Origin of the sequence: Nocardia sp. NPDC058633 (genome assembly GCF_042717045.1) — a bacterium.
In the GTDB taxonomy this organism is placed as follows: domain Bacteria; phylum Actinomycetota; class Actinomycetes; order Mycobacteriales; family Mycobacteriaceae; genus Nocardia.
The window spans coordinates 79901-93516 of the sequence record NZ_JBHXRA010000015.1; the positions used below are offsets into that span (position 1 = coordinate 79901).

The 13616-nt window shown below is 67.6% G+C and carries 12 protein-coding genes; 6 read left to right on the top strand and 6 right to left on the bottom strand.

Annotated elements, in window-relative coordinates; genetic code table 11:
* On the bottom strand, positions 1 to 783 hold the full coding sequence (locus ACFWUR_RS20670; protein ID WP_378908885.1) for a sigma 54 modulation/S30EA ribosomal C-terminal domain-containing protein: 783 nt from the start codon (positions 781 to 783) through the stop codon (positions 1 to 3).
* A 139-nt stretch (positions 784 to 922) separates the two neighbouring features.
* Here ACFWUR_RS20670 and ACFWUR_RS20675 point away from each other — a divergent pair, with 139 nt between their 5' ends.
* Positions 923 to 2746, top strand: coding sequence for a GAF domain-containing protein (locus ACFWUR_RS20675; RefSeq protein ID WP_378908886.1), 1824 nt, complete (start codon positions 923 to 925; stop codon positions 2744 to 2746).
* Between the two features lies 1 nt (position 2747).
* On the opposite strand, the gene ACFWUR_RS20680 is transcribed toward ACFWUR_RS20675, so the two are convergent.
* Positions 2748 to 3893, bottom strand: a complete 1146-nt coding sequence (locus ACFWUR_RS20680; protein ID WP_378908887.1) for a beta-ketoacyl synthase N-terminal-like domain-containing protein — start codon at positions 3891 to 3893, stop codon at positions 2748 to 2750.
* 133 nt (positions 3894 to 4026) lie between these two features.
* Between ACFWUR_RS20680 and ACFWUR_RS20685 the strand changes: the two genes are divergently transcribed.
* From ACFWUR_RS20685 to ACFWUR_RS20695, 3 genes are read left to right on the top strand one after another with little or no spacing between them, the layout of a single operon-like run.
* Entirely contained in the window at positions 4027 to 5364 is a 1338-nt protein-coding gene (locus tag ACFWUR_RS20685; protein WP_378908888.1) for a diguanylate cyclase domain-containing protein, read from the top strand.
* A 13-nt stretch (positions 5365 to 5377) separates the two neighbouring features.
* Positions 5378 to 5713 carry an antibiotic biosynthesis monooxygenase family protein gene (locus tag ACFWUR_RS20690; RefSeq protein WP_378908890.1) on the top strand — a complete coding sequence of 112 codons (336 nt, stop codon included), beginning with the start codon at positions 5378 to 5380 and terminating at the stop codon, positions 5711 to 5713.
* 56 nt (positions 5714 to 5769) lie between these two features.
* Entirely contained in the window at positions 5770 to 8061 is a 2292-nt protein-coding gene (locus ACFWUR_RS20695; protein ID WP_378908891.1) for a HelD family protein, read from the top strand.
* Between the two features lie 54 nt (positions 8062 to 8115).
* Here ACFWUR_RS20695 and ACFWUR_RS20700 read toward each other — a convergent pair whose 3' ends face one another.
* The 3 genes from ACFWUR_RS20700 to ACFWUR_RS20710 form a co-directional block, all read right to left on the bottom strand.
* A complete protein-coding gene (locus ACFWUR_RS20700) occupies positions 8116 to 8568 on the bottom strand; it encodes a universal stress protein (RefSeq protein ID WP_378908892.1) in 453 nt (150 codons plus the stop codon).
* Positions 8569 to 8836: 268 nt separating this feature from the next.
* Entirely contained in the window at positions 8837 to 9268 is a 432-nt protein-coding gene (locus ACFWUR_RS20705) for a hypothetical protein (protein ID WP_378908893.1), read from the bottom strand.
* A gap of 130 nt (positions 9269 to 9398) precedes the next feature.
* On the bottom strand, positions 9399 to 10238 hold the full coding sequence (locus ACFWUR_RS20710) for a DUF6597 domain-containing transcriptional factor (protein WP_378908895.1): 840 nt from the start codon (positions 10236 to 10238) through the stop codon (positions 9399 to 9401).
* Between the two features lie 62 nt (positions 10239 to 10300).
* Here ACFWUR_RS20710 and ACFWUR_RS20715 point away from each other — a divergent pair, with 62 nt between their 5' ends.
* Complete coding sequence (locus ACFWUR_RS20715) at positions 10301 to 10768, top strand: VOC family protein (protein ID WP_378908896.1); 468 nt, start codon at positions 10301 to 10303, stop codon at positions 10766 to 10768.
* Between the two features lie 33 nt (positions 10769 to 10801).
* Here the strand turns inward: ACFWUR_RS20715 and uvrB are convergent, their stop codons facing one another.
* Positions 10802 to 12982, bottom strand: coding sequence for an excinuclease ABC subunit UvrB (gene uvrB, locus ACFWUR_RS20720; protein ID WP_378908898.1), 2181 nt, complete (start codon positions 12980 to 12982; stop codon positions 10802 to 10804).
* Positions 12983 to 13059: 77 nt separating this feature from the next.
* Between uvrB and ACFWUR_RS20725 the strand changes: the two genes are divergently transcribed.
* Positions 13060 to 13611, top strand: a complete 552-nt coding sequence (locus ACFWUR_RS20725; protein ID WP_378908899.1) for a DUF402 domain-containing protein — start codon at positions 13060 to 13062, stop codon at positions 13609 to 13611.
* The last annotated feature ends 5 nt before the right edge of the window (positions 13612 to 13616 follow it).

Genomic DNA, 13616 nt, shown 5'->3' on the forward strand with positions numbered 1-13616 from the left:
TCAGGACGGGACGACGATGGTCAGGTCCCCGTCGTAGCGGCGGTAGAGCAGGTTGCCGCGGCCGGTGTGGCTGTCGGTGAAGAACAGGTAGGGCAGCCCCGCGGCGCACAGCGCGTCGGAGGCCTCGTCCTCGGCGAAGACAGGAGCCGCGTCCTGAACCACTCGCACCGGCATCGCGCTCGCCGTGAGCGGCAACTCGACCGACGGGTCCGCCGCAGCGGTGAGCCGCTGCCTGGCCAGCGCGACACCGTGCGGGTCGGCCCAGGTGACGATGGCGTCCTCGCCGGTGTCGGCATCGGTGAACAGATACGCGTCGTAGTCCATCGCGTCCAGGACGGTGCTGGCTTCCAGCGGCGTGCCGGTCATCAGGGCACAGTCCTTGCGGCGGATGATCGGGCGCGTCTCGGTGATCTGGGCCAGCGGCCGACGGGCCGGATCGGGCCACGCGCCGCGCGATTCCTTGCCCGCGCGCCGGGCGAGCTGGCGGTCGAGCCGTTCGGCGGCGAAGGTGACGGCGAATCCGCCGGGGCCGGTGACCTGTACTCGGGTGAAGGTGTCGTTGGTGCGAATATTGGCCTGCACCAAGGTCGGCTCGTCGAAGCCCTGCGGTGCGGTGACGCGCACTCTGGCAGGACTGTCGAGGTGATGCCTGCGCATGACGCGAGTGATGGCACGGACAGCGCGGGTGACGTCCTGGGCCGGCACTTCGCCACGCGTGGTCACGGCAAGCTCCGGGTCCGCGGCGGTCGTCCAGTGCTGGGTGCTCGACAACGAATTCATCATGTGCCCCACTTCTCGATCCCAATTCCCGGTGCCCAATGCCACCACTACCGCCGGTGCGAGTGAAGGGCCGAAAGTCCCCACCTTGCGGACTAGACTTTGTGTGGACTCACTCGAGGAGCTGCGAAGACGGGGTACTGCGATGGCGAACGACGGTCGGGGCGGCCGCTATTCGGCTGACCAGACGGTGTCGCGGCAGATGTTGCGCAGTCTGCTCGGCGAGGTCGCCGATCGGGTCGAAGTGATGATCGGTTCGCGCGATCGGATGGACGGCCTCGTCGAGGCCATGCTCACGGTCACCGCGGGTCTCGACCTGGACGAGACCCTGCGCACCATTGTGCGGACCGCGATGAGCCTGGTCGACGCCCGCTACGGCGCGCTGGCGGTGCGCGGCCACGACCAGCAGGTCGCGCAGTTCATCGACGAGGGCATGCCGGATCAGATCCGCGACCGGATCGCGCGATTACCCGCGGGCGACGGCGTACTCGGCGCGGTGTTCGCGCACAAGGCGCCGCTGCGCCTGGCCGACCTCACCCAGCACGAATCCTCGATCGGTTTTCCGGTGGGTCATCCGCCGATGCACACGTTTCTCGGTGTGCCCGTACGTATTCGGGACGAGGTGTTCGGCAGTCTCTATCTGACCGAGAAGTCCGACGGGCAGCCGTTCACCGAGGAAGACGAAGTCCTGGTGCTCGCGCTGGCGGCCGCGGCGGGCATCGCGGTCGACAACGCGCGACTCTACGAACAGGCACGCACCAGACAGGCCTGGATCGAGGCCACCCGCGATATCGCGACCGAATTCCTGGCCGGGACCGAATCCGATCGCGTGCTCGGTCATGTGGTCGATCACGCGCGCAAGCTCACCGGATCGCATCAGGCGTTTCTCGCCTCGGTGCCCGTCCCCGACGAATTGCCGGGCGAGATCAGCGAATTGGTGGTCACGCAGTGGACGGGCCCGGACGCGGGGCAGGACTGGCAGACCATCCCGATCGCGGGCACGGTGGTGGGCGACGCGTTCAGCAGACGCACCCCACTGCGCTTCGACGATGTGTCGGAAGTGACCTTGGGCGTCGAGTTCCCGGTGGCCGAATTACCCGGCGCCGGACCGGCTCTCGTGCTGCCGCTGTGCACACCCGACGCCACCCTCGGCGTCCTGGTGACCTTCCGGCCGCCGGGTTTCGCACCGTACTCCGACGAGATGCTCGAGCTGACGGCGGCGTTCTGCGATCAGGCCGCGCTGGCGGTACGGCTGGCCGACGCGCAGCAGCGGATGCGGGAACTCGACCTCGTCGCCGACCGCGACCGGATCGCGCGTGACCTGCACGATCACGTGATCCAACGGCTGTTCGCGATCGGCCTCACCGTGCAGGCGACCATGCCCAAAGCAGTGGTTCCCGAAGTGCGGCAAAGACTTTCGACGGTGATCATGGATCTACAGGAGGTGGTGCAGGAGATCCGCACCTCCATCTTCGACCTGCACGCCAGCGGCTCCGGCCACAGCGAAGGGCTGCAGCAGCGCCTCGAGGTCGCGATCCGGCGCCAGACCGCCGACATCGCCCTGCGCGCGACGATCCAGGTGTCGGGCCCGCTGTCGGTGCTCGATTCGCAGCTGGCCGATCACGCCGAGGCGGTGGTGCGCGAGGCGGTGAGCAACGCGGTGCGCCATTCCGGCGCCGACACCGTCGCGATCGTGATCGAGGTGGCCGACGATCTGGTGATCACGGTGTCCGACAACGGTTGGGGCATCCCGAACCATGTGATCCGCAGCGGGCTGCGCAATCTCGAGCAGCGCGCGCAGGAGTCGGGCGGGCGCTTCGAGATCGGGCCTGCCAAGCGCGCCGACGCCGACGGCAACCACCCCGAGATGCCGGGCACGCGGCTGCGCTGGGCGGTGCCACTGCCCCAGGACGCACCGACCACCGGCGGTTTCGCCCTCGCGGGCGGGCCCGAGACCGGCGAGGACTGAGTCAGGCGGGGGCCAGCACCACGGCGGCGTTGTTGCCGCCCATGCCCATCGACAGTTTCAGGGTCGGGCTGTCGCTCATCGGAGTCGGGCCGTCGAGCAACCGCGGATGCGCGGGCGCCATGATCGGCGCCGACGCGGCGATGCCACGGTCGTAGGACAGGGCGATCGCGGCGACTTCGATCGCCGCGGACGCGCCCTGGCAGTGCCCGGCGAGTGGCTTGAGCGCGGTGATGGCGGGACGGTCGTCGAAGACGGTGGTCAGCAGGTCGCGTTCGGCGGCGTCACACTGCCGGGTGCCGGTGCCGTGCGCGTTGACATAGGCCACGTCGGCGGCGGCCAACCCGGCATTCGAGAGTGCGCGCTCGGCGCAGGCGATGATCTGGGCGTGCACGGGATCCACCGACACGACATGGAAGGCGTCGTTGGTCATCGCGCCGCCGAGAACTCGTGCGTAGGGCAGCTCGGCCGCGTCGGTCAGCAGCATCGCCACCGACGCTTCGGCCATGGTGAATCCGAGCGTGCCCTCCTGAAAGGGCCTGCACGCGGTGAACGGGTCGACGTCGGCGACCGCGGCACCCATGCCGACGAAGTGTTCGAGCATTTCCGGGGTGGCCGAGACGTCGGTGGTGACGCACAGCACATCGTCGACCAGGCCGGCATCGCGCCACATCTTCGCTGTCAGCACGCCGACATTGCCCGAGCTGCAGGCCGCCGACACGTTCATCGCGGGCCCGTGGAAACCGAACTCCTGCATCACCACCGAGATCGGTGTCGACGGCAGCATCCGCAGATAGTCGCGGGTGCGCCGGTGGCCGTCGTCGACGAGGTAGAAATCTCGCCAGTCGGCGACATCGCCCAACGTGAACGCATGGACCAGACCGACGGTGCGCCCGTCGCGGCGCCACCCACGCGCCTGCGCGTCGGCGATCGCCTCGGCGGCCGCCGCCTGCACGGCACGCCCGAACACACCGCTGCCGTAGGCCGGGTCACCGCCGTCGGGAATACGCCCGACCCAGGCCTGCTGATCACGTCCCGGCCCGTAGCCGGGGTACAAACGGGCCGCCGGTTTTCCCCCCATCAATCCCTGCCACAGGAATTCGCGGCCCCATCCGTAACCGGAGACGACACCGATGCCTGCTATCGACATAGAATCGATTCGGTGGGTCATGCCGCCCGTGAGCACGTCGTGTGTCACATCGCTCCTCGCGGAATTTCATGAAGGATCACCAGACTAGTCCGGTATGCCGTCCGCAGACCAGGCCCAGATCGGGGGTTGCGCAATGGGAGAAGGAAGGACCGACGCGGCGAGCGCCGAACAGCTCGCGCAGCGCTACCGATCGCTGGTCGAACACACCCCCGACGCCATCTGCGTGCACGAATCGGGGACCATCGTCTACGTCAATCCGGCCATGGTGCGCCTGCTCGGCGCCCGCTCTGCCGAAGACCTGCTGGGGTTGTCGATCACCCGCTTCGTCCATCCCGATTCCGTGCCGGCCATGCTCGACCGGATCGCCAAGCTCACCGCCGAGGGCTCGGCGTCGCCACCCACCGACATGGACCTGGTGCGGGTGGACGGGCGCACGGTGCCGGTGCAGACGGTGTCGGTGCTCACCGTGTGGAAAGGCGAGCTGGCCTATCAGGTGGTGGTGCACGATCTCACCGCGCAGCGCGCCGCCGAAGCCTCGGCACGGCAGGCGGAAGCGTATTTCACGACCGTGGTGTCCCAACTGGAAGAGGGCGTGCTCGTCGTCGACCGGCGGGGTCGGCTCGAGTCGATCAATCCGGCGGGCAAACGCATACTCGGCATCGACGACGCCGAACCCGTGCTCGGGCGGCTCTTCGACGACCTGCCGATGCGGATGGTCGACAGCGACGGGCAGCCGTTGCCGCCCGGCGAGCATCCGATGGCGCACACCCTCGCGACCGGCGAGGTGGTGACCCATTTCGTCTTCGGTGTGGAGCGCGCCGACGGGCACCAGGTGTGGGTGTCGTGCAACTGCAGGCTGCTCAACCCGGACAGTCGGGATTCCTCGGGAGTGTCCTCGTTCGCCGATATCACCGAGTACCGGGCCAGCAGGCGCCAGCTCGAATACCAGGCCACCCACGACGCGTTGACCGGGCTCGCGAACCGTTCGCTGATCCTGTCGCAACTGTCCTCGGCGCTGGCCTACGAGGGCGGCAGCCTGGTCACCACCGTGCTGTTCATCGACCTCGACGGTTTCAAGGCGATCAACGACACCCTCGGGCACGCCATCGGCGACACGGTGTTGCAGATCGTCGCCCAGCGGCTACAGCAGGCATTGCGCAGCGAAGACCTGGTGGGGCGCCTGGGCGGTGACGAATTCCTGGTGCTGCTGGCCGGGCACCCGCAGCGCGCGGACCTACCCGCGTTGGTCGAGCGGCTGCGCGCCACGATGTCGGAACCGATCATCGCCAGCGGTCACCGCCTCGAGGTGAGCGCCTCGGTCGGCATCACCGAACTCGGCCCGCACGAACACCGCACCCCCGAGGCCGTGCTGCACGATGCCGACGTGGCGATGTACCGCGACAAGCCGTCGGCCCATCGTGAGCTCGGTCTCGGTCAGAATCGACGCTCGAACAACACCCACGCCTCCTGACAGACTGATCGGCGTGATCGTCGAACACGCGTTGTTACCCGTTCGTCCCGATGCCGCCGCCGCTTTCGAAGCGGCCTTCGCGCAAGCGCATCCGATCATCGCGGCCATGCCCGGTTTCGGCGGGTTGTCGTTGTCGCGCTGCGTCGAGCGGCCCGAGTGTTACCTGCTGCTGGTGCGCTGGGAGCACCTGAGCGACCACACGGTGGGATTCCGTGAGTCGCCGGAATACCAGCGCTGGCGTGCGCTGTTGCACCCTTTCTATGAGCCTTTCCCGGTGGTCGAACACTTCACCCCGGTTCTCGGCGACGAAGTCTTCCCGGGCGCGGCGACCACGCCCGCGCACACGTAGACTCGACAATCTTGTTCTCAACGCGGTGACAAACCGGCGAAAAAAGGAGTCCTGTTTTGCCCGACCGCCTCGCCGACGCCTCTCCGGCCGCGCACGACCGCGAGATCGAACAGGAGCAGCAGTACCTCTCGGTGCTCTACGACCGGCTCGACGGCATGCGCGAGTACGCGCAGAACCGGCTCAAGACCGTGCTGCTCGAGGCCGACGGCACACCGCAGGCGCGCAGTGAGCGCGAGTCGTTCACCCAGCTCTACAGCGAGGACCTGTCCAAGTACGACGCCGCCGAGCACGGTCTGTGTTTCGGCCGCATCGACCTCGACGGCGCCGAGAAGGAGGCGCGCTACATCGGCAGGCTCGGCATCCTCGACGAGGACAACGACTACGAGCCGCTGCTGCTCGACTGGCGCGCTCCGCTGGCCCGGCCCTTCTACCTGGCCACCACCGCCAATCCCGAAGACGTCACGCGCCGCAGGCACATCCGTTCGCGCAACCGCGCGGTGACCGCGATCAACGACGAGTACCTCGACCTCGACGCCGCCCGACGCGACGGCGTGGTCGGCACCGACGACGGTGTCGGTGGCGAGAGCGCGCTGCTGTCGGCGCTCAATGCCGCCCGCACCGGGCACATGAACGACATCGTCGAGACGATCCAGAGCGAGCAGGACGCGATCATCCGCTCCGAGCACAAGAGCGTGCTCGTGGTGCAGGGCGGGCCGGGCACCGGCAAGACCGCGGTCGCGCTGCATCGCGCGGCGTTCCTGCTCTACACCTACCGCCAGCAACTGGCCAAGAGCGGCGTGCTGATCATCGGCCCGAACGCCACGTTCCTCGACTACATCGGTCAGGTGCTGCCCTCCCTCGGCGAGACCGGTGTGCTGCTGTCGACCATCGGCGACCTGTATCCGGGAGTGAAGGCGGTGCGCGAGGATTCGCTGCGCGCCGGCGAGGTCAAGGGATCCCTCGACATGCTCGAGGTGCTCAAGCAGGCCGTGCGCGACCGCCAGGAAGTGCCGTCGGAGCCGGTGCGCCTGGCTTTCGACGGCTATCCGGTGACGCTGGATCGCAAGATCGCGACCCGCGCGCGTGGCCGCGCCCGCTCCTCACGTCGCCCGCACAATCTGGCCAGGCCGATCTTCGCGTCGTCGGTGATCGACGCGCTCACCGATCAGCTCGCCGCGACGATGGGCGCCGACCTGTCCGGCGGCACGAGCCTGCTCAGTGCCGCCGACCTCAGCGAGATCGGTGACGAGATGCGCGCCGACCCGCACGTGCAGGCGGCGATCAGCGCGCTGTGGCCGGTGCTCTCGCCCCAGGAAGTGCTCGCCGACCTGCTCGCCGACCCGGCCCGCCTCGACCGCGCCGCCAAGACACTTGGCCCCGACGATCGCGCCGAGCTGGTGCGTTCCGACGACGGGACCTTCGGCGCGGCCGATGCCCCGCTGCTCGACGAACTGGCCGAACTGCTCGGGGTCGACGACACCGAGGAACGCGAACGATCACGGCGCCGCTGGCGCGCCCAGCTCGCCGAGGCCCAGGACGCCCTCGACATCCTCACCGGCTCCGCGCCCCAGGACATCGAGGACGAGCTCGATCCCGAGATCCTCATGGCCTATGACCTGATCGATGCCTCCCAGCTGGCCCAGCGCCAGGAATTCGGCAACCGGCAGACCACCGCCGAACGTGCCGCGGGCGACCGCACCTGGACCTACGGCCACGTGATCGTCGACGAGGCCCAGGAGCTCTCGGCGATGGCGTGGCGAATGGTGATGCGGCGCATCCCGAATCGCTGGATCACCGTCGTCGGCGATGTCGCCCAGACCGGCGATCCGGCGGGCGCGTCGTCCTGGCAGCGGGCGCTGGAACCCTATGTGGCACAACGCTGGAAGCTCACCGAGCTCACGGTGAACTACCGCACCCCCGCCGAGATCATGGCCGTCGCGGCCGACGTGCTCGCCGCGATCGATCCCGGTACCAAGGTGCCGCGTTCGGTCCGCGAGACCGGCAATCCTGCCCGCGCCTACCGGGTGTCGCCCGCCGACGTCACCGGCGAACTGGCACGGCTGCTCGAAGCCGAGAACGGTCCGGGCACCTCCGCGGTCCTCGCTCCCGCGACCCTGGTGGCCGAATTGTCTTCGCTGGCAGGCGAATCCGTTCAGGTACTCACCGTGCACGACGCGAAGGGCCTCGAGTTCGACCGCGTGTATCTGGTGGAGCCACAGGCGATCCTGGACGAGTCTCCGCGCGGTCTCAACGACCTGTACGTCGCGCTGACCCGCGCGACCCAGCGACTCGCGGTAGTACACACCGAGGAGCTGCCCGAGGTCCTGTCCTCGCTCGAACCGGCATGAGACGCGACGAAGGCCCCTGACCGTGGCTCGGTCAGGGGCCTTCGTCATCTCGAACTAGCGGACGGTGTGCACGATCAGCACGTCCGAACGGGACTTGCGCGCCACGTCCGAGGGGACGGAGCCGAGCAGGCGGCCGGTGAGGGTGTTGAGGCCTCGGTTACCGACGACGAGCAGGTCGGCGTCGACCTCGTTGACGAGGTCGAGCAGCGAATCGACCGGTTCGCCGACGATCGCACGGTCGACGATGTTCTTCGCACCGGCGGCCAAGGCCTTCTCCCGGGCGACGAGCAGGATCTCGTTGGTCGGGGCCGAGCCACGGACCTGGTAGGCCTCGTCCTTGAGCACATCGGCGGCGGCGGCGACGTCGCGGTCATCGGTCGGGAAGTAGGCGCAGGCCAGCACGAGAGTTGCCTCCGCGTCCCCGGCGAGCGCCGCGGCCTTCTCCACCGCCACGTACGACGAATCCGACCCATCAGTACCGACGACAATGGTCCGGTAGGCGGTCATCTCTCCTCCAACTTGGTCGGTGCCAGCACCGAACCACTCGGGAATCGAGCGTCAGTGCGGCAATTGGATCGACCCTAACGCCAAATCCGGCCGATTTATCAGAAATCGCAACAGATCACACCGGGAGTGTTGACGCTCGCACCCGATGTCACGGTGTCCTTCGCGACAGTCGAGAAGATCCACCTGCGCCGATAAGAAGCCGGATCGGAGAAATTGTGGCCTATCACAACACAATCAACAGTGCGGCGCGACTAGGACTTTGATCACATCAGCCGGAGAAACTGGGGAGCCCGCAGGCGGCGCTTCCGGTGCCGGTATTCGGGGCGACGGTCACCGTGGCGGGGGTGATCCACCAGGTGTTGATGTAACTGTCGACCTTGGCCGTCAATTGATGCGACCCGGCGGTGCTGGGACGCCAGGTGGTCTTGGTCTCGCCGATGGTCGGGACCGAGACCGTGTCGATCACCGCCCCGTTGTCGTAGAAGGTCACGGGCGCGCCGGTGTTGCCGGAGCTGTAGCCGACCACGTTGACCGCGACCACCGTGTAGGAGCAGCCGACCTGATGGTCGGCGCCCGATACAGCGACCCGTTGGCCGTCCGAGATATCCGCGTGCGCGCCCGGCGCGAGTAGGGCCGCCGCGGCCAATGCGGTCGCGAGCGTGGCACCGCGGCGCGCGGTCCGGTCGAAAGATGTTGTCACTGATGATGTCCTGACTTCTCGCACGCAGCGGCTGCCGCTGCGAATGCGGTGACACTATCGACCGGCCACATCCCCCCAAGTTAAAATGTCAATATTTCAGACCCCTTACTTCTAGGGTCTGTACACGCGATCACCGTGTGGTGGAGTCCGCGCTCACCGCCTGTGCGCTGCGGGCGTATTCCATCGGTGACATCCCGATCTCGGCGGTGAATTCGCGGCTGAAATGCGCCTGATCGAAATAGCCGAGCTCGACGGCGAGTACCGCGAGATCAGGACGGCCGTGCGCGAGCCGATCGGCGGCGTCCTGCAACCTGAACCGGCACAGCACCCATTTCGGCCCCGCGCCGACGTAGCGGCGGAACAGCCGTTGCAGGGTGCGGATCGGAATCGCGAAACGATCGGTGACCTGGTCGACCCTGGTCAGCTCAGGATCGTGGGCCATGGCCGTGACGATGCGCGTCACCAGCGCGTAGTGCGGGTCGTCGGTGCGACCACGGCCCGCGAAGAACTCCTCGACGATGACCCGCCTGCGCTCGTCGGACGGCTCGGCCAGTACCCGTTCGGCCAGCCCCGCCGCCGCAGGCAACACCGCGCTCAGCGGAGCCGAATCATCGCGCAGCGCTGCGACATCCGTGCCGGTGAAGGCACCGAAACCGCCGGGAGCGAACCGGATACCGAAGGTTTCGCCTTCCCCGGCGAGTTCGCGGACGTACTTCGTCGTGCACACACCGTTGACGAAGCCACCGGTACGGGTGATGCTGCGTTCGAAGGTGACATTCACACACGGGAACGACAGCACTTCGGCCGCATAACTGGGCTGACCGCGCAGATCCCAACGCACCACCCAATACCGATCTGCGAACTCGGCCAGTGCGGGCCCGACCCCGAGCCGATTCAGCGACCGGTGTCTGGCCTGCTGTTGCGGGTGCAGGATTCCCCTCACATCGCCGGGGTCCGGCGCTGCTGTCATCACCGGCCGCTCTGTCGCGTTCTTACAAGACGGCTCGTCGGCGCCGGCGCACGATCGTAGTCATGACCAATCCCGTTGCGCCCGTTCCGGAGGGCTACCACTCCATCACCTGTTTCCTGGCCGTGCCGGACGGCAACGCGGCCATCGACTTCTACACCGCGGTCTTCGAGGCGAAGGTGCTCAGCCGGGCCGATCAGCCCGACGGCCAGCCCGCGCACGCCGAACTGCTCATCGGTGACTCCACCCTGCAGCTCGGAATGCCCATCCCCGACAACAATGTTCGCGCTCCCGAGGACTGGGTGCACACCTCGGTGGTGCACTACTGCCCCGACGTGGACGCGGTGATCGCCCGCGCGCTCGAACACGGTGCCCGCAGCGCCGAGGAGCCGCAGACCTTCGTCACCGGCGACCGCTTCGGCGTGGTGATCGACCCCTTCGGCCACCGCTGGGCGGTGATCACCCGTGTGGAGGACGTCTCCAAGGAGGAGGCCGACCGCCGCGTCGCCGCCTGGATGGCGGAGCAGGGCTGACGATGCTCGCCGCCGGGCTCGGCTCGACATCGCTCAGCTGAGCCCCGCGGCGTCCATGCCGCGCAGCTCCTTCTTGAGGTCGGCGATCTCGTCACGCAACCGGCCTGCCAATTCGAACTGCAGTTCGCGGGCCGCGTTCATCATCTGCGCGGTGAGCTCGGCGACCAGATTGGCCAGTGCGGCGCGTGGCATCGACTTCACGTCGCGTTCGGCGTAGATGCCCGAGCTGACCGCCCGGCCCGGCTCGCCCTGGGCACGCCTGCCACGGCTGGCGTTGCGACCCGATCCACCGACGGCCACCTCGTCGTCGGCCTCGAGATACACCTGATCGAGGATGTCGGCGATCTTCTTGCGCAGCGGCTGCGGATCGAGACCGTGTTCGGTGTTGTAGGCGATCTGTTTGGCGCGGCGACGGTCGGTCTCGGAAATGGCGTGCTGCATCGAGTCGGTGATCTTGTCCGCGTACATGTGCACTTCGCCGGACACATTGCGCGCCGCGCGGCCGATGGTCTGGATGAGGCTGGTACTCGACCGCAGGAAGCCCTCCTTGTCGGCGTCGAGGATCGCCACCAGCGACACTTCCGGCAGGTCGAGGCCCTCGCGCAACAGGTTGATGCCGACGAGCACGTCGTATTCGCCCAGGCGCAGCTGGCGGAGCAGTTCGACGCGGCGCAGCGTGTCGATCTCGGAGTGTAGGTAGCGGACTTTCACGCCGAGGCCGAGCAGGTAGTCGGTGAGGTCTTCGGACATCTTCTTGGTGAGCGTGGTGACCAGGACCCGCTCGTTACGCTCGGAGCGCTCACGGATCTCGTGCACCAGGTCGTCGATCTGGCCCTTGGTGGGCTTGACCACGACCTTCGGATCGACCAGCCCGGTCGGGCGGATGACCTGCTCGACCACCTCGCCGCCGACCTGACCCAGCTCGTAGTTGCCGGGAGTCGCCGACAGATACACCGCCTGACCGATTCGCCCGGCGAACTCCTCCCAGGTCAGCGGGCGGTTGTCGACCGCCGAGGGCAACCGGAAACCGAAATCGACCAGGTTGCGCTTGCGCGACATGTCACCTTCGAACATGCCGCCGATCTGGGGCACCGTGACGTGCGATTCGTCGATCACCAGCAGGAAATCGTCCGGGAAGTAGTCGAGCAGCGTCGCCGGTGCCGAACCCGCCGGACGCCCGTCGATGTGGCGCGAATAGTTCTCGATCCCCGAGCAGAAGCCGACCTGGCGAATCATCTCCAGGTCGTATTCGGTACGCATGCGCAACCGCTGCGCCTCGAGCAACTTGCCCTGGCGTTCGAATTCCTCCAGCCGCGCGGCCAGCTCGGACTCGATGTCGGCGACCGCCCGCTCCATCCGCTCCGGCCCGGCCACATAGTGCGTGGCTGGGAAGATGCGCGCCGAATCGACTTGGCGCACAACATCGCCGGTGAGCGGGTGCAGGTAGTAGAGCGCCTCGATCTCGTCGCCGAAGAACTCGATGCGGATCGCCAGCTCCTCGTAGGAGGGGATGATCTCGACGGTGTCGCCGCGCACGCGGAACGAGCCACGGGTGAACGCCATGTCGTTGCGGGTGTACTGCACGTCGACGAGCAACCGCAGCAACGCGTCGCGGTCGATCTCGCCCCCGACCTCGAGCTGCACCGACCGATCCAGATACGACTGCGGCGTGCCGAGGCCGTAGATGCACGACACCGAGGCGACCACGACGACATCGCGACGCGACAGCAGACTCGAGGTCGCCGAGTGCCGCAGCCGCTCGACGTCGTCGTTGATCGAGCTGTCCTTCTCGATGTAGGTATCGGTCTGGGCGATGTAGGCCTCGGGCTGGTAGTAGTCGTAGTACGAGACGAAGTACTCGACCGCGTTGTGGGGCAGCATCTCGCGCAGCTCGTTGGCGAGCTGGGCGGCGAGAGTCTTGTTCGGCGCCATCACCAAGGTGGGTCGCTGCAGCTTCTCGATCAGCCACGCGGTGGTCGCCGATTTACCGGTGCCCGTGGCGCCGAGCAGGACGACGTCCTTCTCCCCCGCGTTCACCCGGCGTTCGAGCTCCGCGATGGCCGCGGGCTGGTCGCCGGCGGGCGAGTACTCGCTGACCACCTCGAACCGAGCGCCGGTGCGCTCGATCGTGCCGACGGGGCGGTGTTCGGAATGGGCGATCGGGTGACCCCGCTCTTCGTACCCTTCCGTCGGGATCTCGGTTGCGAATGCCATGGGCCAAGCTTAGGCGCGACCACCGACACGTTCGCCGCCACGACGCCCGCAGCGGTCAGCCGGTAGATTCTGCGCTCATGACGCAGGCATCCACCGTGCACGTGCATCCGCCCAAGGTCGAGTACTTCGACGTCGAGGCCGCAACGAACACCGATCCCAAGGGCTTCGTGCGTCCTGTGGAGGTCTATCGGGTGGAGCCGTGGGGCCTGTACATGGGTCGCCACTCCGATCACGCGCATTTCCACTACCTGGAATCGTGGGTACTGCCCGAGCTGTCGTTGCGCGCGTCGAAACTCCACTACAACCCCGGCGTCGACCAGTGGCAGGACATCTATGTCGATATCGGTGCGTTCACCAAGGAGTCGCCGACGCTGTGGCGCTCGGTCGACCACTACCTCGATGTGCTGGTCCGCACCCGACGCGATGTCCGGCTCGTCGACGTCGACGAACTCCTCGCCGCGCACGCCGGGGGCCTGCTCGACGCCGCGCAGTGCCAGGCCGCGATCGAACACGCGACCACCGCGATCGACGGAATCGCCGCGCACGGGTATTGCCTCGAGGAGTGGCTGAGCACCTTCGGGATGACGCTGACCTGGCGCCGAAACGACGAACCGCCCGGACCTCGGTAGTGGTC

Excerpts from the sequence above, each read along its gene's own strand:
- ACFWUR_RS20670 (WP_378908885.1), bottom strand. The coding sequence starts at position 783 with ATGATGAATTCGTTGTCGAGCACCCAGCACTGGACGACCGCCGCGGAC.
- ACFWUR_RS20675 (WP_378908886.1), top strand. The coding sequence starts at position 923 with ATGGCGAACGACGGTCGGGGCGGCCGCTATTCGGCTGACCAGACGGTG.
- ACFWUR_RS20680 (WP_378908887.1), bottom strand. The coding sequence starts at position 3,893 with ATGTCGATAGCAGGCATCGGTGTCGTCTCCGGTTACGGATGGGGCCGC.
- ACFWUR_RS20685 (WP_378908888.1), top strand. The coding sequence starts at position 4,027 with ATGGGAGAAGGAAGGACCGACGCGGCGAGCGCCGAACAGCTCGCGCAG.
- ACFWUR_RS20700 (WP_378908892.1), bottom strand. The coding sequence starts at position 8,568 with ATGACCGCCTACCGGACCATTGTCGTCGGTACTGATGGGTCGGATTCG.
- ACFWUR_RS20710 (WP_378908895.1), bottom strand. The coding sequence starts at position 10,238 with ATGACAGCAGCGCCGGACCCCGGCGATGTGAGGGGAATCCTGCACCCG.
- ACFWUR_RS20715 (WP_378908896.1), top strand. The coding sequence starts at position 10,301 with ATGACCAATCCCGTTGCGCCCGTTCCGGAGGGCTACCACTCCATCACC.
- uvrB (WP_378908898.1), bottom strand. The coding sequence starts at position 12,982 with ATGGCATTCGCAACCGAGATCCCGACGGAAGGGTACGAAGAGCGGGGT.
- ACFWUR_RS20725 (WP_378908899.1), top strand. The coding sequence starts at position 13,060 with ATGACGCAGGCATCCACCGTGCACGTGCATCCGCCCAAGGTCGAGTAC.